General features: G+C 59.6%; 21 protein-coding genes. 13 read left to right on the top strand and 8 right to left on the bottom strand.

The window, feature by feature from the left end:
- Positions 1 to 134 precede the first annotated feature (134 nt).
- The 3 genes from BS300_RS12780 to BS300_RS12770 form a co-directional block, all read right to left on the bottom strand.
- Positions 135 to 2,543, bottom strand: coding sequence for a TcfC E-set like domain-containing protein (locus BS300_RS12780; RefSeq protein WP_071913185.1), 2,409 nt, complete (start codon positions 2,541 to 2,543; stop codon positions 135 to 137).
- 71 nt (positions 2,544 to 2,614) lie between these two features.
- The gene (locus tag BS300_RS12775; RefSeq protein WP_043851845.1) at positions 2,615 to 3,094 is read right to left on the bottom strand and encodes a CS1 type fimbrial major subunit; all 480 of its coding nucleotides are present in this window, start codon (positions 3,092 to 3,094) and stop codon (positions 2,615 to 2,617) included.
- A gap of 46 nt (positions 3,095 to 3,140) precedes the next feature.
- A complete protein-coding gene (locus BS300_RS12770; protein WP_071913183.1) occupies positions 3,141 to 3,845 on the bottom strand; it encodes a hypothetical protein in 705 nt (234 codons plus the stop codon).
- A 274-nt stretch (positions 3,846 to 4,119) separates the two neighbouring features.
- Here BS300_RS12770 and BS300_RS12765 point away from each other — a divergent pair, with 274 nt between their 5' ends.
- The 3 genes from BS300_RS12765 (at position 4,120) to BS300_RS12755 (ending at position 6,698) form a co-directional block, all read left to right on the top strand.
- Complete coding sequence (locus BS300_RS12765) at positions 4,120 to 4,857, top strand: EAL domain-containing protein (RefSeq protein ID WP_071913181.1); 738 nt, start codon at positions 4,120 to 4,122, stop codon at positions 4,855 to 4,857.
- 226 nt (positions 4,858 to 5,083) lie between these two features.
- On the top strand, positions 5,084 to 6,448 hold the full coding sequence (yegQ, locus tag BS300_RS12760) for a tRNA 5-hydroxyuridine modification protein YegQ (RefSeq protein ID WP_041210725.1): 1,365 nt from the start codon (positions 5,084 to 5,086) through the stop codon (positions 6,446 to 6,448).
- A 1-nt stretch (position 6,449) separates the two neighbouring features.
- The gene (locus tag BS300_RS12755; RefSeq protein ID WP_041210724.1) at positions 6,450 to 6,698 is read left to right on the top strand and encodes a YfhL family 4Fe-4S dicluster ferredoxin; all 249 of its coding nucleotides are present in this window, start codon (positions 6,450 to 6,452) and stop codon (positions 6,696 to 6,698) included.
- 54 nt (positions 6,699 to 6,752) lie between these two features.
- Here the strand turns inward: BS300_RS12755 and BS300_RS12750 are convergent, their stop codons facing one another.
- Positions 6,753 to 7,148 carry a DUF1090 domain-containing protein gene (locus BS300_RS12750; protein ID WP_041210723.1) on the bottom strand — a complete coding sequence of 132 codons (396 nt, stop codon included), beginning with the start codon at positions 7,146 to 7,148 and terminating at the stop codon, positions 6,753 to 6,755.
- Positions 7,149 to 7,306: 158 nt separating this feature from the next.
- On the opposite strand from BS300_RS12750, the gene BS300_RS12745 reads away from it, so the two are divergent.
- Positions 7,307 to 7,660, top strand: a complete 354-nt coding sequence (locus tag BS300_RS12745) for a DsrE/DsrF/TusD sulfur relay family protein (RefSeq protein ID WP_041210722.1) — start codon at positions 7,307 to 7,309, stop codon at positions 7,658 to 7,660.
- Positions 7,661 to 7,820: 160 nt separating this feature from the next.
- Complete coding sequence (locus BS300_RS12740) at positions 7,821 to 8,903, top strand: protoglobin domain-containing protein (RefSeq protein WP_071913179.1); 1,083 nt, start codon at positions 7,821 to 7,823, stop codon at positions 8,901 to 8,903.
- A 4-nt stretch (positions 8,904 to 8,907) separates the two neighbouring features.
- Here the strand turns inward: BS300_RS12740 and BS300_RS12735 are convergent, their stop codons facing one another.
- Both BS300_RS12735 and sohB read right to left on the bottom strand, forming a co-directional pair.
- Positions 8,908 to 10,131: an MFS transporter gene (locus BS300_RS12735; RefSeq protein WP_071913177.1), complete on the bottom strand. Its 1,224-nt coding sequence runs from the start codon at positions 10,129 to 10,131 to the stop codon at positions 8,908 to 8,910.
- A gap of 202 nt (positions 10,132 to 10,333) precedes the next feature.
- On the bottom strand, positions 10,334 to 11,341 hold the full coding sequence (gene sohB / locus BS300_RS12730) for a protease SohB (protein WP_071913175.1): 1,008 nt from the start codon (positions 11,339 to 11,341) through the stop codon (positions 10,334 to 10,336).
- A 221-nt stretch (positions 11,342 to 11,562) separates the two neighbouring features.
- Here sohB and BS300_RS12725 point away from each other — a divergent pair, with 221 nt between their 5' ends.
- Positions 11,563 to 12,318, top strand: coding sequence for a YciK family oxidoreductase (locus BS300_RS12725; protein ID WP_071913173.1), 756 nt, complete (start codon positions 11,563 to 11,565; stop codon positions 12,316 to 12,318).
- A gap of 130 nt (positions 12,319 to 12,448) precedes the next feature.
- The gene (locus BS300_RS12720) at positions 12,449 to 13,348 is read left to right on the top strand and encodes a LysR family transcriptional regulator (protein ID WP_071913171.1); all 900 of its coding nucleotides are present in this window, start codon (positions 12,449 to 12,451) and stop codon (positions 13,346 to 13,348) included.
- Between the two features lie 17 nt (positions 13,349 to 13,365).
- On the opposite strand, the gene BS300_RS12715 is transcribed toward BS300_RS12720, so the two are convergent.
- A complete protein-coding gene (locus BS300_RS12715; RefSeq protein WP_071913169.1) occupies positions 13,366 to 14,538 on the bottom strand; it encodes an MFS transporter in 1,173 nt (390 codons plus the stop codon).
- A 186-nt stretch (positions 14,539 to 14,724) separates the two neighbouring features.
- On the opposite strand from BS300_RS12715, the gene BS300_RS12710 reads away from it, so the two are divergent.
- The gene (locus tag BS300_RS12710; RefSeq protein ID WP_071913167.1) at positions 14,725 to 15,870 is read left to right on the top strand and encodes a PatB family C-S lyase; all 1,146 of its coding nucleotides are present in this window, start codon (positions 14,725 to 14,727) and stop codon (positions 15,868 to 15,870) included.
- 60 nt (positions 15,871 to 15,930) lie between these two features.
- Positions 15,931 to 17,229 carry a TAXI family TRAP transporter solute-binding subunit gene (locus BS300_RS12705; protein ID WP_071913166.1) on the top strand — a complete coding sequence of 433 codons (1,299 nt, stop codon included), beginning with the start codon at positions 15,931 to 15,933 and terminating at the stop codon, positions 17,227 to 17,229.
- A 73-nt stretch (positions 17,230 to 17,302) separates the two neighbouring features.
- Here BS300_RS12705 and BS300_RS12700 read toward each other — a convergent pair whose 3' ends face one another.
- Complete coding sequence (locus BS300_RS12700) at positions 17,303 to 18,229, bottom strand: LysR family transcriptional regulator (RefSeq protein ID WP_071913164.1); 927 nt, start codon at positions 18,227 to 18,229, stop codon at positions 17,303 to 17,305.
- Between the two features lie 172 nt (positions 18,230 to 18,401).
- Here BS300_RS12700 and BS300_RS12695 point away from each other — a divergent pair, with 172 nt between their 5' ends.
- The 4 genes from BS300_RS12695 (at position 18,402) to ygjK (ending at position 23,883) form a co-directional block, all read left to right on the top strand.
- Complete coding sequence (locus BS300_RS12695) at positions 18,402 to 19,658, top strand: adenylosuccinate synthetase (RefSeq protein WP_033115332.1); 1,257 nt, start codon at positions 18,402 to 18,404, stop codon at positions 19,656 to 19,658.
- A gap of 201 nt (positions 19,659 to 19,859) precedes the next feature.
- Positions 19,860 to 20,396 carry a YbhB/YbcL family Raf kinase inhibitor-like protein gene (locus BS300_RS12690; RefSeq protein WP_071913162.1) on the top strand — a complete coding sequence of 179 codons (537 nt, stop codon included), beginning with the start codon at positions 19,860 to 19,862 and terminating at the stop codon, positions 20,394 to 20,396.
- A 10-nt stretch (positions 20,397 to 20,406) separates the two neighbouring features.
- Positions 20,407 to 21,207 (top strand): AraC family transcriptional regulator, encoded by an 801-nt coding sequence (locus BS300_RS12685; RefSeq protein WP_071913160.1) that lies wholly within the window; start codon positions 20,407 to 20,409, stop codon positions 21,205 to 21,207.
- A 195-nt stretch (positions 21,208 to 21,402) separates the two neighbouring features.
- Positions 21,403 to 23,883 carry an alpha-glucosidase gene (gene ygjK / locus BS300_RS12680; RefSeq protein WP_071913158.1) on the top strand — a complete coding sequence of 827 codons (2,481 nt, stop codon included), beginning with the start codon at positions 21,403 to 21,405 and terminating at the stop codon, positions 23,881 to 23,883.
- Positions 23,884 to 23,949 lie beyond the last annotated feature (66 nt).

Below are 23,949 nucleotides of genomic sequence, written 5' to 3'. Positions count from 1 at the left end.
TTGACACCCTATAACAATATGGATAAAAACTGATCGCCAGCACTAATAAAACAATGTACAACATTGTATTGATTAACAGCATGTCATTGAGTTCACCATAAAGTTAACCAAGCGTTATAACGATTTAGTTACTCTTATTTTTGTACGATAACTCTGGGTGAGCATATTAACTCCCCCAACTGAATCACATCAGAATTAACAATTTGTTTCTGTCCCCTTGGTGCACTGTTGCAATTAAGAGTGCCATTATGTTCCACGCTAAATTCTGGCTGTCGTCGACTCGCCTCCAGCGCAAAGAAGCCATCATTTTCGGTAAATGCCCGCCCTATGGGGTTGCTGACCATGGCACCACGCAGCGGCTTGTTTTGCTCGTCCAGCAGGCGACCAATCACAGTAACGGTGCTCACAGCATTCACTTGGCCATAACCCACCCCGCCGCGATTAAGGTGGTAGGGGAGCACGGTCGGCTTGATGGTGAGTGGCATCCCCTCGTGGTCGGCCATCTCCAGTTGCAAGGCACCGCTCTGCAAGGCTGGCACCGAGACCAGATGGCGACCGGGCCCAAGGGTCTGTACGCTGCCCAGATCGTCGCTGACCCGGATCCGCGCCGCCTCATCATCGGCCGCAATATCGAGGATCATCGCCGCCTCATTGCCCATGCCGCCCATATCGCGGGAACCGAGCGCCAGATCCCCTTCATGCCCCAGCGCCAGCACACTCTCCAGGTTGACGCCTCCGGTCACCTCTGCGTTATAGGAGGAGTGCTGGGCAAACAGGTCACCGCCCAACCAGGGCGCCGCGAAGCGGCCATAGCCGGATAGACCGGTACCATAGCTGTCGTGGGTGCTGCCGACGCTGACCTGACGCAACGGGCCCCAATCCACCTCCTGCTGGTAGTTGAGATAGGCGCTGCGCTGGGCACCGCCCGAGCGCGAGGTATTGCTGCCCAGCCCCAGCGACAACTGGCGATCATCTCCCCCCAAGTTGATAGTGAGACTCAGCGTGCTACCGCGATCCCGCTGCTGCGCCGTACTCTCGCTGCCGGGGCGATCGAACAGGGTCACCCCCCAGGTCACCCAACGCCCCCAAAGCCGGTCACTGTAGTTCCATCCCACATCAGCGCCGTTGCCACGACCAGACTGGTGAGAGAGATAGACACCGAGGGTTCCCCACTTATCAAGCGATTGCTGCAATGACAGACTGGACACCGCACTCGCCTCCCCTTGCTTGCGCAGATTGCGCGAATGACTGGCAACCAGACTGCTATTGCCATGCCAGTAGATCCCCTGCAAGTCGTAACCCCACCCCATGCCGACACTCTGGTTGAGGGAGGCAAAGCCGTGGAGCTGACTGGTGGCCTCCCAATCGAGCGAGAGGGAGTGCTGGGCACGCTTGTCCACATACTGGCTACCCGCCCCCACTACCAGCGAGGGAAGCAACAGGTGGTTCACCGCTGCGCCACCACTGGCGCCTTCCAGATCGCTATCTCCCTGCCGCACCAGCCAGCGGGTCTGACGCCCGGCAAACAGGTTGAAACGCCACGGCTCCTCCGGCGTCTGCCAGTTGGAAGGTTTGTAGATCATTTCGTGCCAACGTCGGGTCTCCTGACCATCCTCCAGCAGCCGCAGTTCCACCTCGTAGATACCACCGGGCAGCGAGCGGGTATCGAGCGCCTGCAGACCCGATACGACCGGCTGGGACTGGATCAGGTTGCCATCCCGATAGATCTCCACCATGCCCGGTCGTGCCGGTGCCACCTGGATCGGCGCCAAGCTGGGCACCCCACGTTCCCGGCGCAGCAGATCCGAGCTGCCCCACATCACGCCAAGCACTGTAGGCGTCGCACCACTGTAGTAGTTGGGCTGACGCACCAACCCCTGCGCCGAGGGAAAGAAGAAGCCGAGACGATAAAAATTGGCCTCATGGAGCCGTTCTCCATAGACCTGAGCCATCCCCAGATCAGTTGGCCCACCCTCTTGCCAGGTGGCATCCCCCTCCATAAAAGGGGTCCACTGTCCCCAGCTGCCCTCCAGCTGCAGGTTGTAGTGTCCATTGCGCTGGCTGCCCTGCACCAGGTTCAGCTGATTCTGGACGAGCAAGCCCTTGCTCTCTTGAGGCAACGCCATAAAACGCTGATCCCGCGCCCCCTGCTCCACCTGACCGGTCAGCACCGAGAGCTGGGACTCCTCCAGGCTGTATTGCAACCCCACTATGCCTTCAGGACAGGCCCGGCCACACTCCCCGAGCGGCAGATGACTTCCCAGCTTGCTCAACCAACGTTCACGCGCCCCCTCGTCAAACTCGCTATCCTGCACATCCATCAGTGAGAGAAGTTGTACCGAGTTATCCCGCCCGAGCAGCACCTCCCCATCCCCCAGCAGGCGACCGTCAACGGTGACTCGCACCATCAGCGGGACACCAAAAAAGTGCTCTTCAAACCCTTCGGGCAACTGCCGCGCCTGCTGCAACAGCAGTGCCGGATCTGCCGCTACCAACGGGGCAGAGAGCAACAGCCCGAGCAAGAGAAGAAGAGAACGAACCATGAAGTGCAACCTGAATGCCTGAAATCTTAATTAAAGGGGGCCTGATGGCCCCCGCGTGTTTATGTCAACGGCTACACTTTCGGCGCTTCGGATTCAAACATCATGCTGACAATCCCCTGATAGTTGCCGGGTTTGTAGCCACCGTTTGGTGCCACGGCCGGAACAATCTCCAGCCCAACCTTTTTGCCGGTATTGGCATCCGCCTGGTTCAGCAAGTCGGCGGATGTAGTGGTCAGTGCGACCCCCGCCACCTTGACCGTCAATCCGATGCTCTCCTTGCCACTGATAATGGTGGCGGGATAGAGCAGATAGCCCTTGATGGGGCCAATGGTGCTCTTCATCTCCAGCTGCTTGGTTAATGGCTCCAACTGCTGACTAAAAGAGTTAAAGGCCAGTTTTTGCGGGGTACTCATCCAATCCCCTACGGGCTGCACATAAAAGTTTTCGGTCGGGATCTGCGCCGTTACCGTCACCGTATGCTCTACTCGCTCAGCCGCCATCAGCGTATTGCTCGCTAACAGCAAGGCCGGGATGATCGATAACTTCTTCATAACTACTCCTTCAGGTGTGATTACCTGTCTTGTGATAGATCGGGATTCAGAGCTTTAGCTCCCGGAATACCGACTTTTTCCCTTCAATCAGTTCAAAACGAACCATTCGGGTTGCCTCTTCACTGACCCGCTTTTTAACGCCAGGCAGCAGATGCATCTTCTCCGGCTGACTGCATGACCTCTCTTTTTCGCCACACAGCTCCAGATAATCGAGAATAACGGTGGCATTGCCCCGGTTCTCCACATAAAGGGCCCCGGTTTCACGTTCAATCCGGGTGTCATAACGGGTCTCTTTGGGTGCCACAAACAGAATAGTGCCAAAACCGGTCATGATGCTGACACCGGCACTTATTTGCTGTTGTGGTGGTAATTCGGTTATTTCATCATCCTGTGGCTTGACCGGTACAAAACGCACCCGAAAATAACGTTCCCGTTCCCGCTCTCCCATATAGATAAAGCGGGTGGCCTGCATGCTGCTTGCGGGAATAATCAACCTTGATGGGCTGGTCACCAGCTGACGAACGCCCTCCTCAGGTAACTCCCGCTCCTGTGGCACACCATCAACACCATATACAATCTCGGCCAGCGTTATTTTGACAAAGGCCGTCTCATCACCAATATTTCTAACCCGCTTTAGCAAGGTGCTTTTCTCTGCCGGCATATAGTCATATAAAGTACCAACGCTGATATCCGGCGATGCCAATGCGTTACTGCTCAATATAAACAGCAACAAAACAAAAAATTTATTCATGGGTGTTATCACACTACTAAAATAGAAAGAGACTCTGTCATATCAGAGCTCTAATAAATGTTTACTTGCAAACAATTCAATAATTATATTTTGTTTTGTTGTTCATCATTAAGGCCAGTCTAGATAATGCTCGCACCAAACTTAATCGGAATAATCTGATATTGCCAAACTATTCTCCTCTCTATCTCCCTTTCAATAATCGGACAATTCCTACAGCCAGACTTCTGTTGCCTCTCGTATTATTCGCAGCTATATCCGTCAACAGGTGAGTGCCATGTTTGCGTTCAAAGAAGAGTTTCCGGTCAGTGGCGTGGCATCCCTGACGACAGCGGACATTGCCGTACCCTTTTATCAGCCAATCGTTGACCGGGATCGCAAGATCATCGGCTTTGAAGCGCTGGCCAGACGCTGGGATCCCGCCCGGCAGGGCTACCAGGGTATCGACTTCCTGACTCTGAGCCAGGGTGAAGCTCTGGACATCGATATAGTTATACTGAGAGCAATTTGGCGTGACCTGCCCGTACTGGCACGCCATGCGCCCTGCTCTCTTTCCATTAACTTGAATCCTGCACTTGAGAGCTCGACATACCAGAACCTGCTGTTGCTGGTGATCCTGCAGGCTCGCAAGCTGGGGATAGCGATCTGGTTCGAGGTGCTGGAACACGCGCCGCTCTATCGCAAACATCGCGATCTTATCGAAGTGCTGCGTAGCCACGGCGCTCATATCGCCTGCGATGATTTCGGCACCCAGGAGTGCAATTTTCAGCGGGTGATGGCACTCCCTTACGAGATCATCAAGCTGGATCGCTCCCTGCTGCTACAGGCGAGCAAGAGTAGCCATGCTTTGCGGATGCTGAGCGGTCTGGTGGAGTATCTGCAGCGCTTTGGCATGAAGGTGGTGTGCGAAGGGGTCGAGACCCTGACTCACATCGAGATCGCCAACCAGCTCGGTTGCGACTATCAGCAGGGCTATGCCCACGCCATGCCCGCCCCCCTCTCCCGTTGGGCCTGACAGCGATACACCCCGTCCCTCTTTATCCCTGCCAAATTGCATGATGGCGTGGGGGCGAGTACAATCTCGCACCCCGAATATCTGGCGCATATTTTATAAGCGTGCAGGCTGGATATGCCGTTATCGGGTGGCAGAGCACCATGTAATGGCTCGCGCTGCTACTCAATCCATACGGCGCCATCAGGTGGCGTCGTCCTGATTTGCAATCAGATACGAAGAGTCCGACATGTTTAAACCAGAATTGCTCTCCCCCGCAGGTTCCCTCAAGAACATGCGTTACGCCTACGCCTATGGCGCCGATGCCGTCTATGCCGGCCAACCCCGTTACAGCCTGCGGGTGCGTAACAACGAATTCGATCACGAGAACCTGCAGCTTGGCATCAACGAAGCCCATGCCCTCGGCAAGCAGTTCTACGTGGTTGCCAACATCCAGCCCCACAACTCCAAGCTCAAGACCTTTATCCGCGACATGCGTCCGGTGGTGGAGATGAAGCCGGATGCGCTGATCATGTCCGACCCCGGTCTCATCATGATGATGCGCGAAGCTTTCCCTGATATGCCCATTCACCTGTCGGTGCAGGCCAACGCGGTCAACTGGGCCACGGTGAAGTTCTGGCATCAGATGGGCCTGACCCGGGTCATCCTCTCCCGCGAGCTGTCGCTGGACGAGATCGAAGAGATCCGCATGCAGGTGCCGGAGATGGAGCTGGAAGTGTTCGTTCACGGGGCGCTGTGCATGGCCTACTCCGGCCGTTGCCTGCTCTCCGGCTACATCAACAAGCGTGACCCCAATCAGGGCACCTGCACCAACTCCTGCCGCTGGGAGTACAAGGTACACGAGGGCAAGGAAGACGAAGTGGGCCAGATAGTCCATCGTCAGGAGCCTATCGCCGTGCAGAAAGTTGACCCGACTTTGGGCCTCGGCAAGCCGAGCGATGCACTGGTGCTGCTGGAGGAGTCCAACCGTCCGGGCGAGTACATGAGCGCGTTTGAGGACGAGCACGGCACCTACATCATGAACTCCAAGGACCTGCGTGCCATCGAGCACGTTGAGCGTCTGACCAGGATGGGCGTTCACTCGCTGAAAATCGAAGGCCGCACCAAGTCCTTCTACTACTGCGCCCGCACCGCTCAGGTCTATCGCAAGGCCATCGACGATGCAGTGGCAGGCCGTCCGTTCGATCGCAGCCTGATGGGCACCCTCGAAAACCTGGCTCACCGCGGCTATACCGAGGGCTTCCTGCGCCGTCACAACCACAGCGAATACCAGAACTACGACTACGGCTACTCCGTCTCCGACACCCAGCAGTTTGTCGGCGAGATCACCGGTCGCCGTGGCGACATGGTGGAAGTGGAAGTGAAGAACAAGTTCCTGGTTGGCAACAGCCTGGAGCTGATGACCCCGCAGGGCAACGTCCGCTTCAATCTGGAGCAGATGGAGAACCGCAAAGGCGAGCTCATCGACACCGCGCCGGGCAACGGTCACGTGGTCTATGTGCCGGTTCCCAAAGATCTGGATGTGAACTTCGGTATCCTGCTGCGCAACCTCGGGGATCGCGAAGACACGCGTAACCCCCATACGGCGGCTTGAGATGGCGCTGCTCATCACCGACAAGTGCATCAACTGTGACATGTGCGATCCCGAGTGCCCGAACCAGGCAATCAGCTTAGGGGAGGAGATCTACGAGATCGATCCCGGTCGCTGCACCGAGTGCGTCGGTCACTACGAGAAGCCGACCTGTATCAGTGTCTGCCCCATCGACTGCATCATCTGGGATCCCGCCCATGTGGAGACCGAAGATCAGCTGATGGAGAAGTTTGTGCGGATGCACAGGCAGTAAATGCAAAAGGCCGGGTTATCCCGGCCTTTTTGATCCCCGCTCATCGAATGGGCGCTACTTTTTGTTGACCAACCGATTCAACTCACCCAGCTCCCGCTGCGCCTCCAGCAAGTCGGTCTGAGCCTGTTCCAGCTTGCTCTGCTTGTCGGCCACCTTGCCCGGTTTGCCGGACACTCTGGCCTCCTGCAGTTCAAGCAGGCGCTCATTGACCTCTCCCCGCAGCTTGCTTACCCGTTGTTTCTGCTCCTTGAGGAGCCCTTCGTCGGTACAGTAGGCCTTGATATTGCGCGCGGCCTGTTCCAGCCCGGCAATCTGCCCGGCATTGTTGTGTGCTTTGGCAAACACCAGCTGCTCGTTGACCGCCTGCAGGCGGGCCTTGCAACCGACAGGCTGACTGGCACAGGCCGAGCCCGCCAACAGCAGCAAGCCGGCTCCCAATACTTTCCACATCTCGATTCATCCGGTCTTGTTTGCGAGCTGACCATAAAAACCTCGATCGGCAGCAGGGTCAAGCAAGCGGGAAAAAGGTGCGACAGAAGTTGTGTCATATCACGCAATTGCCACCTTATTGGTTCTACAATGGCGCTCTTTCCAATCGGGAGTCTCTTATGAATCAACAAATTGTGGTGATTGCCAATGGTGCCCCCTATGGCAGCGAATCCCTGTTCAATGCCTTGCGTCTGGCCATTGCCCTCAACGAACAGGGCGGTGCCAGCCTCAAGCTGTTCCTGATGTCCGATGCGGTGAGCGCGGCGCTGGCCGGTCAGGCTCCGGCCGAAGGATACAACTTGCGCCAGATGCTGGAGATCCTGCTGGCACAAGGGGTCACCATTCGCCTGTGCAAAACCTGCACCGATGCTCGTGGTATCACTGCCCTGCCGCTGATCGAGGGCATCGAGATCGGCACCCTGCCGATGCTGGCCCAGTGGACCCTCGCCGCTGACAAGGTACTGACCTTCTAATACCGCTCGCCTTACTATCCAGCCCGATGAAATGGCTCTGTCGACAAGAGCCATTTCAGTCTCCACCCCACAAGTGTCTACACTATCAATTGCAAATTATTTCCAATAAGGCTACGGCAGCGACACGGAGTCCTGCCGCCCCCCTTGATAGAGAGCGGCGATGAAACCCACGGAACAGACCCTGCTGGAGCAGATGCGGATCACCGAATTTGAAATTGCCCATCGCAAAGAGCTGCTTTTGCTGAACGAACAGGATGTCGCTCTGCTGGCAAGTTACAGCGGCAAGATCGAGCCCCATATCGATGAGCTGGTCGACAAGTTTTACCAGCAGCAAACAGCCATCACCGAGATTGCCCTGCTGATAGGCGATGCCGATACCCTCAACCGGCTGCGAGCCGCCCAGCGGCGCTACATTCTCGATCTGTTCAGCGGTCTCTACGATCTGGAGTACGTCAACAACCGGCTGCGGATCGGGCTGGTGCACAAGCGGATCGGCGTCGAACCCAAGCTCTATCTGGCCGCCATCAACACCCTCAAGGCGCTGCTGATCGAAAACATCTTTGACCAAATCGGCAACGAGAGCGAGCGGATCGCCATGCTGGCGGCGCTGGACAAGCTGATCCTGTTCGACATCACGCTGGTCTTCGAAACCTATATCCGCAGCCTGGTGTCAGAGATCGAGTCGTCCAGAGAGAAATCGGAGAACTATGCGAAAAGCCTCGAACAGAAGGTTCGCGAGCGCACCCATCAGCTGGAGGAGCTCAATCGCACCGATGCGCTGACGGGATTGCTCAACGTTCGCCACCTCAATGATCAGCTGCAGCTGACGCTGCGCTCCTGCCAGCGACGAGCCGAACCGGTGGCCATCGCCTACCTCGATATCGACAACTTCAAGCAGATCAACGACAACGAGGGGCACCAGCGCGGGGACGAGATCCTGCGCACCGTCGGTACCTGCATCCGTCAGGTCTTTCGCACCGAGGATAGCTGCTTTCGCTATGGCGGGGATGAGTTCTGCCTGATCCTGCCCAACTGCAACGAGGCGCAGGCGCGGGATATCTATCTCAAGCGGCTGACCCAGGCGATAAAAGATCAACTGGCCGGGATCACCCTCAGTATCGGCATAGTACAGACCGGCCCCGAACACTATGACGAGGGGCTAAACCTGATCCGGCTGGCGGACGAGCGGATGTATGCCGCCAAGCGAGCCCTCAAGACAGTTTCCCCCAAAGAGCGCCATTGAGCACTCAGTTGCTGCCGGGCTTCGACACGGCTGCCGCAGGGTGCCGCACGCGGGCACCCCGTTCATAGAGCCAGAAGATGGCCACGCAGAGCAGCGCCATCAGCAGGAATAGCAGCTGCCCACTCCACTGCTCCAGGATCCAGCCCCCCAGCAAAGCCCCCACGGCGCTGCCCAAGCCCGCAAGCGCACTGGCACCAAAATAGCTCCCCTTGAGATGGCCGGGCGCCATCTGGTCGATCAGCACGTTGAGCAGGGGGAAAAGGATTGTCTCGCCGATGCTAAGCAGCAGTACGGCGGCAAACCAGTGGCTACGCACCAGCGGATCCCCTGCGGCAAACAGCAGCTGGGCCGCCAGAAACAGAGCCATGCCGATATGAAGACGCACCCGCACCGGCCAGCGCGAGAGCAGCCGCAGCAGCGGGAACTGCAGCAACACCACCGTCAGGGCATTGGTCGCCACCAGCAAGGCAACCAGCTCGGCTACCTGCGGCATGCCGGCGCGGGTCAGGTACTGAACCAGTGGCGAGTGAAACTGGGAGTAGACCAGCACCATCAGCAGATTGGCCATCACCAGCAGCAGGAAGGCACGATCTGCCAGCAACACCTGAATGGCATCGCGCAAACCGGGGCCGGCAGCGCCATGACGGTGAGAGGAACCCGCCCGACGAAAGCCCCAGCCAAAGGCGACACCCAGCAGCAGATAGCTCGTGGCCAGAAAGAGGAAGGTCTCCTGCTGGGCATTGATCCCGAGCGTCACCCCGAGCAGTGGCCCCAGCGCGGCACCAAGGTTGAGCAGGAAATAGCGCAGGTGCAGAGCCAGCTCCCGCGCCTTGGCCGACGCCAGACTGTCAGCCATCAGCGCCTTGCCGGGCGCATCGATAAGCCCGGAGGCAAGCCCGCTCCCCATCACTCCGACGCCAAGCCAGAGCACGGAGTGGGAAAAGCCGAGCAAACCAAAACAGAGCATCGCCACCAGACAACCGCCGAGCAAAATGCTGTGCCGCCCGAAGCGGTCCGAAAGCCAGCCGCCGTAGAAACTCACCAGCGTCGAGAGCGCTGCCGAGCCCCCCAGCAGCAGGCCGATGAGGGTTGCCGAGAGGTTATACTCCCGATAGAGCAGGATGGAGAGAAAGGGCCACACCATGTAGTAGCTGGTGCGCACCATGAAGGTGCCCAGAATGACGATCCAGACCAGCGGGGTAAATTGCCTGAAGGTGCTCCATGGCATTGGCCTGCTCCATGGCCCGTAGGGCCCTGCAATGAAAGGGGAAAGCCCTCAGTTTTAACAGAGGGTTTAAATGGATACAACCCTCCTCGCCACGGAGTTGCCTCATCGGCAACACGGCCTGCAACGTGGCCAAAAAACAAGGCCAGCCGGATTACCCCGACTGGCCTCGCTCACCACTTGTCACGCCGTTGCGGGTCGCGACTCAGCGCCAGGGGCTCTGCTGCCACAAGCGGCCAAGCCCGGCTTCCAGCGCCTGTGCGCCCTGCTGCCCCAATTTCTGGGTCAGGCTCTTGGGCCGGCTGTAGCGAATGCCTACCACCTTGTGCTGGCTGGCCTGCGCCAGCAGGTAGTCATCACTGGTACAGAGGCTATCCACCAGCCCCAATCCCTTGGCCTGACTCGCCAGCCAGTGCTCGCCGGTGGTGACCAGATCGATATCGAGCTGCGGCCGGTGCTCGGTAACAAACTGCTTGAAGCGCTCGTGGATGGCGGCCAGCTCCTCGCGAAACTTCTCGCGGCCCAGATCGTCATTCTCGCCAAACATGGTGATGGTGCGCTTGTACTGACCTGCGGTGTGCATCTCGAACTCGATGTCGTGCTTTTTCAGCAGCTTGTTGAAGTTCGGCATCTGGGCGATCACCCCGATGGAGCCCACGATGGCAAACGGCGCAGCCAGGATTTGATCCGCCACGCAGGCCATCATGTAGCCGCCGCTCGCAGCCACCTTGTCGATGGCTACGGTGAGCTTGATCCCCTTGTCACGCAGCCGCTGCAGCTGGGAAGCGGCAAGACCGTAGCCATGCACCACACCGCCACCGGACTCAAGGCGCAGCAACACCTCGTCGCTCGGCTGAGCTACGCCGATGACCGCGCTCACCTCTTCGCGCAGTGATGCAACCTCTTTGGCATCCATGCTGCCATTGAAATCGATGACGAACAGCCGGCTGCGTTCGTCACCCGTCTTGGCGCGCTTTTTCTGCTCCTCTTTCTGCTGCTTCTCCAGCACTTTACGCTCGGCCTTGCTGGCCAGTGCGCTCTTGAGTGCAAACTGCCCCTGCTCCAGTTCGTTAGAAAGATCGGTCACCACCAGCTCGCCCTTGCGCGCCTTGGGTTGACGACTGCTGACCACCATCAGGACGATGGCGCCGATGGCCAGCAAAAAGGTCACGGTTTTGGCCAGAAACAGGCCATATTCGGTCAAAAATGTCACGGTGGACTCCAGAGAGGATCGGTTTTGTCACATTCTAGGGAGTTTGCCGGACGCGCGCAAAAACTCTGCATCAAGCCGTTAAAAATCCAACCTGATACTCACAACCCCTCTATTTTCTTCACATTTTTTCGGCGATGAGCTGGTCAAACCGAGGCGCGGATCAGTACACTTGGCCTCGATTGCCATGCACTTATGGCCGGAATTTGTTAACAGGAGTTGCCATGCTCGATTATCAGGCCCCCCGCGATCTGCTCAGGGAGAAGGTCATTCTGGTCACCGGTGCCGGAGACGGGATCGGCCGCGAAGCCGCCCTCACCTATGCCGCCCACGGCGCCACCGTGATCCTGCTCGGCCGCACCAGCGCCAAACTTGAAGCCGTCTATGACCAGATTGAGGCTGCCGGTTACCCGCTGCCCGCCATCGTTCCGCTCGATCTGAAAACCGCAACCGCCGCCGATTATCGTGGACTGGCCACCACCTTCGCCCGCCAGTTTGGCCGCCTCGACGGCATTCTGTTCAATGCCGGACTGCTCGGCACCCTCTCCCCCTTCGAGCACATTCAGGAGAAGGAGTGGGACGAGGTAATGCAGGTCAACGTCAAATCGGAATTTCTGCTGACCCAGGCGCTGCTACCGCTGGTTCGCCAGAGCGCCAAAGAGCACGGCGATGCCTCCATCGTCTACACCTCCTCCAGTGTGGGCCGCAAAGGACGGGCTTACTGGGGCACTTACGCCATCTCCAAATTTGCCATTGAGGGGATGATGGAAGTGCTGGCGGACGAGCTGGAAAACACCGGCGTGCGGGTCAATACCCTCAACCCGGGTGGCACCCGGACCAAGATGCGGGCCAGCGCCTTCCCGGCGGAAGATCCGATGAACCTCAAGACTCCGGCCGACCTGATGCCGCTCTACCTCTATCTGATGGGAAGCGACAGCCGGGGCAAAACCGGCCAGACCTTTGTGGCGCAGCCCAAATAAGCCAGGAAAGCGGCGCAGCCCAAATAAATCAACAAAATAACCGGGTTATTGCGAGACAGGGATTAAATTGAATAGGGAGCCTCGGCTCCCTGCATCTCCCTGACTCCACCCTCTCCAATCAGGTTGAACTATGTTTCGTCCCAAAAGCACGTTTGAGCAATGGCGGATCTTTCAGGCAGTGGTCGACTGTGGCGGCTACGCCCAGGCGGCCGAGGCGCTGAACAAGAGCCAGTCCTCCCTCAACCATGCGGTTGCGAAGTTGCAACAGAGTCTGGGGGTGCCCCTGCTGGAAGTGCGCGGCCGCAAGGCGGTGCTGACACCGGCGGGGGAGATCTTCCTCAAGCGGGCGCGCCAGTTGAGTCAGCAAGTGGAGGAGCTGGAGAATCTGGCTAATAACCTGGAGCGGCAGTGGGAGCCGCAGATCAACCTCTACGTCTCGGCGCTACAGCCGAGGGAGCGCCTCTATCGTGCGCTGACCCACTTCTACCCCCGCAGCCGTGGCTGCCGGGTTAATCTGCACGAGCGAATTCACTGCCATTTCAACGCGTTGCAGCCGGGGGATCTGATGCTCTCGGAACATCTGCCGGGGGATCGCACCGGGCTGGTGCTGGACGAGGTGTGCCTGCGCCCGCTCTGCGCCGCCAGCCACCCGCTGGCCCAACTGGAGGGGCCCATCAGCCTCGATGACCTCACCAGCCACAACCAGATCAGCCTTCATCCCCCCATTCACCGCTCGGTGGACTGGAACGACGCAGATGATACCGGCTGGAAGGCGACGCACTACCACGAGGTGATCAGCATGATCCTGCAGGGGCTTGGCTACGCCTGGCTGCCGCGTCATCTGGTGGAAGCAGAGCTGGCCTCCGGTGCGCTGGTGCAGCTCGATCTGGAGAGCGGCAACGAACGCCACCTCTACACCTACCTGCTTACCCTCTCTCCCGAATCACTTGGCCCCGCCACCGAGCTGCTGCTGCGCTGCCTGCGCAACGAGTATCAGGGCGAGCAGAGCCTCTCCGCGCAGGGTAAATAAGCCGCTACCCTTTTCTCCTAGACATTGGGCACCCGCCAGCAGGCGGCCAGCGCCACCATGGCCAGCACCAGTGCCACCATGAAGACACCGTGAAAGCTCCACACCTCCGCCACAATGCCGGCAATGGCGCCCGCCATGATGGAGCCGGTGCGGATGCTGTTCGAGAAGAGCGTGGTGGCAACCCCTGCCCGACCCGGCATCAGATCCTGAAAGTAAGACATGCCGATCCCCGCAACGATACCGATGAAGATGGCGTTGAAGAGCTGCAGCGCGATCAGCGCATAGTGGCTGGTGAAGCTCACCAGTCCGCCATAGAAGATGACACCGGCCAGCACCGCCAGCAGCATCATGGGCCGCTTGCCAAACCGCGCCGTGTAGTAGCCCGCCAGCAGCATGAAGGGGATCTCGAGGGCCGCAGCCGTCCCCATCAGCACCCCCGCCAGCTTCTCGTCCATTCCCAGCTCGCGGGTGATGTAGAGCGGCATATTGATGAGGTACATGCTGTTGCAGGTCCACATCAGGGTGGACGCGATAAACAGCGCCCGCACCGAAGGATCCCGCCAGCTGCTGACCCGCTCGGTCTCTTCGGCCATCTTTGGCAACGGCAGAGAGGGGAGCCAGCGCCAGACCACTAGGGTACAGAGCAGATAGGCAACTGCGGAGGCGAGATACATCACCTCGAAGCCGTAGCCGATGGCCAGCGCAAAGGCGATGGGCGGACCGATGACCCAGGCCAGCGAGAACTGGGCGCGCATCACCGAGCTGAACATGTCAGCCCGTTTGTTGCGGCTGTCGGAGTACTCCCGCGCCAGTGCAAACAGCTGGGGGCTGGCCGTAGCCGCCAGACTGGCCAGCAATACCCCCAGACTCACCAGCAGCCAGTAGTTGCGGTTCCAGGCAAACAGCAAGGAGAGGGCTATGCCGGCAAAACAGCAGCGCAGGATGAGGCGCTTGCGATCCCCCCGGTTGTCGGAGCGATGGCCCAGCCACTGGCTGATCAGGATGCCGACCACGGCATTGATGGTGTAAAAGAAGCCCACCAGAAAGGGGCGCACCTGAACCTCTTGTGCAAGAAAGAGGCTCAAGGTTGGCACCTGAAGCGCCACCGCCACACCGGTCATGAAGGTGACAACAAGAAAGGAGAGGGATACGGGATCGGGGCGTCTTGTTACCGCCGTCAGCAAGGCCATAGGATTACCATTCGTCGCGAAGCAGAAAATACGGAAGGTCAGAGCAGCAACCGCATGAAAAAACCGCACTTATCTTATGTCATTATCAAGAGCCGGCTCAAGGCTGCTCACCCCGGGGTTGTCGCTTGCGGGGCGGGCCGCGACCCCGTAGAGTGAAAGCCCATCTGGCCAGCACAAGGAGTTCGCATGTTTGATTTTGATCGGGAAGTTGACCGCAGTGGCACCATGAGTCTGAAGTGGGACAAGTACAAGGGCCAGGATGTGTTGCCCATGTGGGTTGCCGACACCGACTTTGTCTCTCCGCCATCCGTGATCGAGGCGCTCACCCAACGGGTTGCTCACGGCATTTTCGGCTACTCTCGCCCCTCCCCCCGCCTGATCGAACTCATCATCGAACGGCTGGCCACCCGTTATGGCTGGGCCATCCAGCCGGAGTGGCTGGTCTTTCTGCCCGGCGTGGTACCTGGGCTCAACCTTGCCTGCAAGGCGTGGAGCCAGCATGGCCGCGGCATCATCACCCCCAAGCCGGTCTACTACCCCTTCCTGCAGGCGCCGGGCTTCAACGACCGTCCCCTGCTCACCGTCCCCATGGTGGAAGAGGCCGGTCGCTGGGTGCTGGATCTTGCAGAACTGGAGCGCCAGGCCCCCTCGGCTGACCTGCTGCTGCTCTGCAACCCCCACAACCCGGGCGGTACCGTCTTCACCCGCGAGGAGCTGCTGGCCATCGACGCCATCGCCGAGCGCCACAATCTGGTGATCTGCTCAGACGAGATCCACTGCGACCTGCTGCTGGACAAGTCGGCCCGCCACATCCCCTACGGCGCCATCAGCCCGGAGGCAGCCGAGCGCTGCGCCGTGATGATGGCTCCGAGCAAAACCTTCAACATCGCCGGCCTCTGCTGCTCCTTTGCCGTGGTGCCCAATGCCCGTCTGCGCTTCCGTTTGCAACAGGCGATGCGCGGCATCAGCGCCGACGTCAACCTGCTCGGCTTTGTGGCGGCTGAAGCTGCCTATGAGGGTGGCGAGCAGTGGCTCTGCGAACAACTCGACTATCTGGCGGCCAATCTGGCCCTGATCCAGCAGGCCGTCGCCCGCTGGCCCGGTGTCGAGCTGGCCAGCCATCAGGCGACGTATCTGGCCTGGATCGATGTGAGCGCGCTCGAACTGGACGATCCCGTCGCCTTCTTTGAACAGGCTGGGGTCGGTCTCTCGCCGGGAGCCCAGTTTGGCAATGGCCAGTTCGTTCGCCTCAACTTCGGCTGCACCAAAGCGCGTCTGGTCGAGGCTCTGGCGCGGATGGAACGGGCCATCCTGAGCCACGGCAAACAGTAACAACTGACAGGACGGGCAGTGCCCGTCCCCTTTTCCTGCACCACCAGCCAGCGGTTAACTATGTACCCACGGATTTTGCGTCACCTCCTGCTCTCACTCGGCATCCTGCTCCCCTTCGGCAGTCAGGCGCTGACCATCGGCACGGGCCCCCTCAATGGCGTCTACTACCCCACGGGAGGCGCCATCTGCCGGGTGCTCAATGTCGATCACGCCCTGCATGGCGACAGCTGTACGGTGCAGAGCACCCGCGGTGCTCTGGCCAATCTCAAGGCGCTGAACAAGGGAGAAGTGCAGCTGGCACTGGTGCAGTCCGACGTGCTCCACCATGCACTCCATGGCACCGGCCCCTTCAGCGGACAGGGAGCCAATCACAAGCTGCGCAGCCTGTTTCGCCTCTATCAGGAGTCGCTGACCCTGCTGGCCAGTGCCAACAGCAATATCACCACTCTGGCCGATATAGAGGGCAAGCGGGTCTACCCGGGCAATGCCGGGGCCGGCGACATGGTGACCAGTCAGGCCCTGATGGGCGCCATGGGGTGGCATCCCAAGCAGTTTGCCGCCTACAAGCTCAAATCACCGCAAACCCCGCTGGAGGGACTCTGTGACGGCACACTGGACGCCGCCTTCGTGGTGGTAGGCCACCCGAGCCAGGCGATCGGCGATCTGATTAGCCGCTGCCAGGTGCGCCTCATCCCTATCGAAGGGGAGCAGATCGACAAACTGCTCAAGCAGCATCCCTACTACCATCGCAGCCAGATCGCCGCCAACCTCTATCCGGGGCAGCTCACCGCCATCAACAATATCGGGATGAGCGCCGAGCTGGTGGCGCTGGCCAGCCTGCCGGATCCCATCGTTCGCACTGTGCGCGACACCCTGCTGGCGCGGGTCAGGCAGTTCAGCCGCCTCCACCCGGCCCTGAGTACCGTGACGCCGGAACAGCTGCAGGCGCAGACCGAGCTGCCGCTGCACCAGGGTATGTCGGATGAAGTGCCCGAACCGCTGCCGCTCGCCCCCGAGCAGCTGATAGCGGGGGAAGCTCCCTCTGCAGCCACCAGTGCGGCCATCTCGACCGGGGTCGCCTCTGAAGTGGCTTCCGGTGCCGTCTCCAGCGCCGATCCCACAGCCAGCAGCGCGGCGGTCGCGACGCAGCCAGCCTCCGAGCCACAACCGACCCAGCTCGAACCTGCCACTTCCGCAGCGGCACCTGCGGTAGCCCCCTCTGACGCGGTATCGACAAGCGGGGAAGTGGCGGCAACAGCCATTCAAGCCAGTGCAGCAGCAGAGACCATGCCAGCAACCGAGCCTGTAGCAGCCAGCAGCAGCGCCGTTGCCACCAGCAGCGCTGTCGCGACGCAATAAAGCGACGCCGCGCTGGTATATCAAACAAACAGAGCAGCCTTGGCTGCTCTGTTTGTTTATCTCGGTTTCTTCCCTATCTCTGCTCGGGCTGTTTATCAGCCCCTGCCAGATAGGGGTTGGGTTTGTGGATCTCCTCCTCCACCCAGACAAGCAGTTGCTTGATAGCGCGCGACAGCACCTGATTCTGGCGCACCACATAACCCAGGCTGGTGCCCGGGAAATCGGTCAGGCTGGCAACCGGCGCGGTCAGATTGAGACGAGGATGCAGGGAGAAGTCCGGCACGATAGCTACGCCAAACCCGGCTTCGGCCCAATCCAGCTGGGCGTCCACGCTGCCCACCTCCATGATGCGGCAAGGGGGGAGCGCCAGCAGCGGCAAGGAGGGATCAATAAGGGCCCTGGTACGGGTGTCATGACCAAGCAGGATCAGGGTCGGCTCATCGAGGGGATCGCTCTCCCCCGCTCTGGCCCGCGCCTGCCAACGGGCGAGACCGTGGCCCAGCGCGCACCAGGTCACCTGCTGCAGTTCGGTGTAGAACAGCGGTTCACTGCGCTTTTGCGCCATCACAAAACCCAGATCCGCCTTGCCGCTTTTGACCAGCTCAGCCGCCTGATCCGAGGTGGTGTTGAACAGGGTGAGGTCGATGCCGGGAAACTCCCGCTTGAAGCGCTGAAACGGCTGAATGAGCAACAGGCGCGAGATGATATCGCTGGCCGCGATGGCCAGTGTCCCCTGACTCAACTGGTTGAGAGCATTGAGATCGGATTGGCAAAGCTGGAGTTCGGCGATGGCCCGCTCGGCGCTTTGCAACAGCCGCTCGCCAGCCTGAGTCAGACGAAAGGGGCTGCGCTCGATAAGCCGCACTCGGGTCGCCTGCTCCAACCGCTTGATATGCAGACTAACGTTGGGCTGGGTCATGTGCAGTTCGGTGGCGGTCTGGCCAAAGTGCTGCAACCGGGCCAGGGTGATGAAGGTTTGCAGCCAGTGGATGTCCAGCATAAGACTCCCTCAACTCACTGTTCATTGGGCTCTGCGCGGCGATCTTGCGGCCACATGCCGATAAATTGGCCATCATTATATGGTTTTATTATCGGAACTATAAAGATAATTAATTTTTCTAATCCGCAGCAGGCTCCTAGGATGAACGCCTAACGTCTTAGGAGAAAGAGTCATGTCGTCTATCGTAGTCGTAGGTGCCAACTGGGGTGATGAAGGCAAAGGCCGCATCGTGGATTATCTGGCAGGCCAAGCTGGCGCCAGCATTCGCTTCCAGGGCGGCAACAACGCCGGCCATACCGTCGTCAACGACCTTGGCACCTTCAAGCTGCACCAGGTTCCGAGCGGTGTCTTCAACCCGAACTGCCTGGTCGTGCTGGGCCCGGGCATGGTGATCAGCCCCGAGAAGCTCACCGTCGAACTCGACGAAGTGAAAGCCTCCGGTGTCGTTCCCAAGCTGGCCATCTCTGACCGCGCTACCCTCTGCCTGCCGCTGCACGCCATGGAAGATACCCTGGAAGAGCAGCGTCTGGGTGACGGTGCCTACGGTTCCACCCGTCAGGGCATTGCGCCGGCCTACGGCGATCGCGTCATGAAGAAAGCGATCCTGGTTGGCTGGCTGAAGCAGCCGGAAGTACTGGTCGAGCGCATTCAATTCTTCCTCGACTGGAAACTGCCGCAACTTAAAGCGCTCTACCCGACCTTCGAGTTCAACCAGACCGCCCAGGAGATGGCTGACTGGCTGCTGGAAGTGTCCGCTCCCTGGATCGACTCCGTCTGCAACGTCAGCATGCCGCTCAAAGAGCTGCAGGCCGAAGGCAAGACCCTGCTGTTCGAAGCTCAGCTGGGCGCCGGCCGTGACCTGATCTACGGCGAATACCCCTGGGTAACCTCCTCCCACGTATCCGGTGCCTACGCCGGCATCGGTGGCGGTCTGCCGGGCCTGCGTCCCGAGCGCGTCATCGCTGTTGCCAAGGCATTCAGCACCTCCGTCGGCACCGGCACCCTGCTGACCGCCATGGAGAACCAGGACGAATTCCGCAAGATCGCCAACGAATTCGGCGCAACCACCGGTCGTCCCCGTGACGTCGGCTACTTCGATGCCGTTGCCACCAAGAACGGTGTCGAGCTGCAGGCTGCGACCGAAGTCGCCCTGACCAAGCTGGACTGCCTGACCGGTCTGCCGGATCTGAAGATCTGCGTGGCCTACGAAGGTGCTCACACCGAGAACCCGATTTGGCCGCAAACCGCAGCCCTGAAGCCGGTTTACGAGCAGATGGAAAGCTGGAGCGAAGACATCACCGGCTGCCGCACCTTCGAAGAGCTGCCCAAAGCGGCCCAGCAGTACGTACTGCGTATCGAAGAGCTGCTGGGCGTACCGGTTCCGATGGTCTCCGTCGGCCCGGGCCGTGACGAGATGATCCTGCGTTAATCCGCGCGATCAGCTGCCAGCACTGTGAAAAACCGGCATCCATGATGCCGGTTTTTTTATGGCTGCGATTTACCCTCTCGCCATAAAAACAACTAAAAGGCTCAATTAACTCACAAATCGACAGCACATTGAGTCGTTCTGCAACAACATCCTGCGCCACCCTCGCTAAAGTGAACCCGTTACCACACGAGGAGTCACCCAATGAAATTGCTCAAACACAGTGCCCTGTTGCCACTACTCTGCCTGACGGCCATGCCAGCCTTTGCCATGACCCTGAAGAGCAGCGATATCCACGAAGGCCAGCTGATGGACAAAGCCTTCAGCTTCAACGGCTTTGGCTGTAGCGGCGACAACCGTTCACCCCAGCTGAGCTGGCAGGATCTGCCGGCCGGCACCAAAAGCGTTGCCATCACAGCCTATGACCCCGATGCCCCCACCGGCAGCGGCTGGTGGCACTGGCTGGTGGTGAATCTGCCTGCCACCCAGAGCGAGCTCGCCAGCAATGCCTCCGGCAAGCTCAAGCAGGGACTGGAGCTTAAGACCGACTTCGGCAGCCAGGGCTACGGCGGCCCCTGCCCGCCCGCTGGCCACGGCATGCATCGCTATCAGTTCACCGCCTGGGCCCTGCCCCAGAATCTGGAGGTAAAAGCAGACACCCCGCCCGCCATGGTAGGCTACATGCTCAACAGCATGGCCCTTGGTAAGGCTACTCTGACCGCCACTTTCGTCACCCCCTAGGAGCAACCGGATGAGCACGCCGCTGCTGCAACAGCACCACTATCTCGGGATCCGCCAGCAGCCGCTGCACCGGGTGCTCATCTATGCGCCGACCATCATCTGGGTCAAACAGGGCAGGAAGCTGCTCTGGTGGCAGGAGCGACGTCTCTCGTTTGGCAAGGAGAGCTGGCTGCTGATCCCGGCGGGTCACCAGCTCACCTTCGTCAACCAGCCGGAGCAGGAGAAGTTTCGCTCCCATGTCCTTACCCTGCTGACGCCGCCACCCGCCGGGTGGCTGCCCGATACGCCCTCCGCGACTCAGGCGATGGCAGATCCCGCAATAAAGGTGACGACAAACCTCGCCTACTGCTTCGAGATGGTCTGCACCATGACAGAGCGGGGGCTGAGTGAGGCGACCCAGAGCGAGCTGCTGCGGGCCTTCTATGCGGAGTTGAGGGCTGCTGGCGCGCTTCATCTGCTCTTTCCCGCCAGCACCATGACCCTCGGCGAGCGGCTGGCCCGTTACCTCGGCGTTGAGCCCGGAGCCGATCACACGCTGGAAACTGTTGCCCCTCACTTCTCGATGAGCCGCGCCTCGCTGGTTCGCAAACTGACAGCCGAAGGGCGCACCTTCCGTCACCTGCTGGCTCAGGTACGGATGAGCCATGCACTCACCCTGTTGCAACAATCACTCTCCCTGCAAGAGGTAGCCATCGCCTGCGGTTATGATTCCCTCAGCCGCTTTGCTGCCCGCTTCAAACAGGAGTTCGGCCTGACCCCTTACCAATACCTGCAAACCTGCCCTGCCGTACGACTCGGCAATACCAAGTAAAACATTACTAAATAAGCCCATTGTGTAACCTGATGTAACCAGGTGATCATGCTCACATTGCCACCTCTTCAGAATGTGATCTCGCGCCAACGCTCCCTTTTCCCTTGCCATACAATGGCCACCGAAAACCTTTTCACTAAAAATAAGCGTAAAAAACCTTCCTCTTAACCTACATAAACGGAATTGGAGCGAGAAATGTTTCGTAAAACTTTACTCTCGGTAGCCCTCGGCACCGCCCTGTTCGGACTGACTGCCTGCAACGATAACCAGACAGAGAGCAGCACCGTCGCCAAACCGGAGCAGGCCATCCAGTACAAGGACGTGATCGACCGCCGGGGAACACCGACCCAATTCCGCGACTTTGACAGCTACTCCAACCTCAAATACAACCCGCTGCTCGATCTGGGCGCCTGGCACGGCTTCCTGCTGCCAGCCAGCGACAAGGAGTGGGGGGGATTCACCGGCCCCATGGTCATCTCGGAGGAGTACAGCCTCTTCTTCGCAAGCGAGCTGGACAAGCTCACCCTGAGCAATGCGAGCGGTCGGGCTTTCCCGCTCACCAGCGCCAGCAAGCAGGAGGTGTACGCCATTCCCGGTGCGTTGGTACAACGCTTCGAGTTCGAGCCCTTCACGCTGGAGCTGGAGCTGCGCTACGGCGATGCCCGCACAGCTCTGATCCGCACTCGCCTGCAAAACAACACCGATGCCCCGCTCACCCTCAACCTCAACTGGCAGGGGGAGCTGCTCAATCAGTGGGACGCCAAGAAGACGATCGCCGAGCAGTATCCTGACTGGACCCGCACCATCAGCCAGAACAAGCAGGGGGTTGAGTTCCAGTTCGGCAATCTGCGCAGTACCTGGAACATCATGCAGAGCGGCAGCGCTCGCTACCGCATCGAACGTACCCTGCCAAGCCGCACCACCATCGACGAAAAGGCGCTGGGTTATGTGAGCGAAGCCACCATCCAACTGGCGGCCAAGGGGAGTGAGGATATCTATACCCTGCAGAGTTACCTCCACTCCGCCGAGGATGCCAACCGCCACCAGCAGAGCCGTCAGGCCTTGCTGGCCGACCCGGCGACCTACTTCGCCGACTCCATCCGCCGCTGGGAAGGCTATCTTGCCAAGGGTCTCTCCAATCAGGGGATCCCCGAGTCGGAACGACGCATCGCGGTCAAGGCGATGGAGACTCTCAACGGCAACTGGCGCTCGCCGGCTGGCGCCATCCTGCACGACGGGGTGACCCCTTCCAATACCGCCCGCTGGTTCGACGGCGTCTGGGCCTGGGACAGCTGGAAGCACGCCTACGCCATGGCTCACTTCAACCCGGAAGTGGCCAAAAACAACGTTCGCGCCATGTATGACTACCAGATCCAGGCCAATGACCCGGTTCGTCCGCAGGATGCCGGCATGGTGATAGACGCCGTCTTCTACAACAAGCAATCGGATCGCGGTGGCGATGGCGGCAACTGGAACGAGCGCGACACCAAACCGCCCCTCTCAGCCTGGGCCATCTGGGAGATCTACAGCGCCACCAAGGACAAGGCATTCATTGCCGAGATGTATCCCAAACTGCAGGCCTATCACGACTGGTGGTACCGCGCACGTGACAACAACCGCAACGGCATCATCGAATATGGTGCTACCAAGCACGTCGAACATAACGACGAGTACGGCAATATCACCTTCAAGGTGCAGTATGCCAACGGCGTGCCGGGGGGCATCTCACTCTCAGGTTGCAGTAACGAGGGAGATAACTGGTATGGCTGCACCGGCATGGCGCTCTACCAGCAGGTATTGAGTGTTGGCGGCTACAGCGATATGGATATCGGTGCCCAACACGGCGCCGGTTGGGAGTCCGGTATGGACAACGCTGCCCGCTTCGGCTTTATCGAGCCGGATCAGCTCAAGCGATATGCTGACAAGACCTATGGCGGCGATATCGCCAAGGCACGCCAGGACTGGAACGTCTTCTTCTTTGAAAACCATCAGGACAATGGCGATCTTATCGGCTTCTCCATCGATCAGGAGTCGGTAGAGCTAAACGCCTTCCTCGCCAAGGAGAAACGCATTCTGGCAGATATGGCCGACCTGCTCGGCAAACCGGGCGATGCGAGCCGCTACCGCGATGGCGCGACCAAGCTCGCCAGCTACATCAACACCTGTATGTTTGATGACGCCTCCGGGTTCTATTACGACCGACAGATCGCTGCTGGTGATGTAGCCGACAGCAACGGCTGTGTCGGCAAGCTGTTGACCGCCCGCGGCCGCGGCCCCGAGGGGTGGAGCCCGCTCTGGGCCGAAGTCGCCGACCAGGAAAAAGCAGCACGAGTGCGCGAAGTGATGCTTAATTCTCAGGAATTCAACACCAAGGTACCGCTCGGCACGGCGGCGCTGACCAACCCGGCCTACGACCCCAACATCTACTGGCGCGGCCGGGTATGGCTGGATCAGTTCTACTTCGGGGTGAAGGGGCTGGAGAACTACGGTTATCGCAGCGATGCCCAGATGCTGGTCAACAAGCTGTTTGCCAACGCCGAAGGGCTGGCCGGCAGCGGCCCCATCCGCGAGAACTACAACCCGGAGAGCGGTGCTATGCAGGGAGCCAGCAACTTCAGCTGGAGTTCGGCCCACCTCTATATGCTCTATCGCCACTTTCTCAAGCCGCAGGAGTAAAGCTGCGCATATGCAAAAGGCCTCCATAGGGAGGCCTTTCTTATGCTTGGCTGACAGGCGGCATTG

The organism is Aeromonas sp. SCS5, from assembly GCF_001887375.1.
Taxonomy (GTDB): domain Bacteria; phylum Pseudomonadota; class Gammaproteobacteria; order Enterobacterales; family Aeromonadaceae; genus Aeromonas; species Aeromonas jandaei.
Note: the sequence above shows the minus strand (reverse complement) of the source record. Positions and strands in the feature narration are given on the sequence as shown.

What these genes read in the sequence shown, in the direction of transcription:
- BS300_RS12780 (WP_071913185.1), bottom strand. Translation starts at nt 2,543, where the DNA reads ATGGTTCGTTCTCTTCTTCTCTTGCTCGGGCTGTTGCTCTCTGCCCCG.
- BS300_RS12775 (WP_043851845.1), bottom strand. Translation starts at nt 3,094, where the DNA reads ATGAAGAAGTTATCGATCATCCCGGCCTTGCTGTTAGCGAGCAATACG.
- BS300_RS12770 (WP_071913183.1), bottom strand. Translation starts at nt 3,845, where the DNA reads ATGAATAAATTTTTTGTTTTGTTGCTGTTTATATTGAGCAGTAACGCA.
- BS300_RS12765 (WP_071913181.1), top strand. Translation starts at nt 4,120, where the DNA reads ATGTTTGCGTTCAAAGAAGAGTTTCCGGTCAGTGGCGTGGCATCCCTG.
- yegQ (WP_041210725.1), top strand. Translation starts at nt 5,084, where the DNA reads ATGTTTAAACCAGAATTGCTCTCCCCCGCAGGTTCCCTCAAGAACATG.
- BS300_RS12755 (WP_041210724.1), top strand. Translation starts at nt 6,450, where the DNA reads ATGGCGCTGCTCATCACCGACAAGTGCATCAACTGTGACATGTGCGAT.
- BS300_RS12750 (WP_041210723.1), bottom strand. Translation starts at nt 7,148, where the DNA reads ATGTGGAAAGTATTGGGAGCCGGCTTGCTGCTGTTGGCGGGCTCGGCC.
- BS300_RS12745 (WP_041210722.1), top strand. Translation starts at nt 7,307, where the DNA reads ATGAATCAACAAATTGTGGTGATTGCCAATGGTGCCCCCTATGGCAGC.
- BS300_RS12740 (WP_071913179.1), top strand. Translation starts at nt 7,821, where the DNA reads ATGAAACCCACGGAACAGACCCTGCTGGAGCAGATGCGGATCACCGAA.
- BS300_RS12735 (WP_071913177.1), bottom strand. Translation starts at nt 10,131, where the DNA reads ATGCCATGGAGCACCTTCAGGCAATTTACCCCGCTGGTCTGGATCGTC.
- BS300_RS12725 (WP_071913173.1), top strand. Translation starts at nt 11,563, where the DNA reads ATGCTCGATTATCAGGCCCCCCGCGATCTGCTCAGGGAGAAGGTCATT.
- BS300_RS12720 (WP_071913171.1), top strand. Translation starts at nt 12,449, where the DNA reads ATGTTTCGTCCCAAAAGCACGTTTGAGCAATGGCGGATCTTTCAGGCA.
- BS300_RS12715 (WP_071913169.1), bottom strand. Translation starts at nt 14,538, where the DNA reads ATGGCCTTGCTGACGGCGGTAACAAGACGCCCCGATCCCGTATCCCTC.
- BS300_RS12710 (WP_071913167.1), top strand. Translation starts at nt 14,725, where the DNA reads ATGTTTGATTTTGATCGGGAAGTTGACCGCAGTGGCACCATGAGTCTG.
- BS300_RS12705 (WP_071913166.1), top strand. Translation starts at nt 15,931, where the DNA reads ATGTACCCACGGATTTTGCGTCACCTCCTGCTCTCACTCGGCATCCTG.
- BS300_RS12700 (WP_071913164.1), bottom strand. Translation starts at nt 18,229, where the DNA reads ATGCTGGACATCCACTGGCTGCAAACCTTCATCACCCTGGCCCGGTTG.
- BS300_RS12695 (WP_033115332.1), top strand. Translation starts at nt 18,402, where the DNA reads ATGTCGTCTATCGTAGTCGTAGGTGCCAACTGGGGTGATGAAGGCAAA.
- BS300_RS12690 (WP_071913162.1), top strand. Translation starts at nt 19,860, where the DNA reads ATGAAATTGCTCAAACACAGTGCCCTGTTGCCACTACTCTGCCTGACG.
- BS300_RS12685 (WP_071913160.1), top strand. Translation starts at nt 20,407, where the DNA reads ATGAGCACGCCGCTGCTGCAACAGCACCACTATCTCGGGATCCGCCAG.
- ygjK (WP_071913158.1), top strand. Translation starts at nt 21,403, where the DNA reads ATGTTTCGTAAAACTTTACTCTCGGTAGCCCTCGGCACCGCCCTGTTC.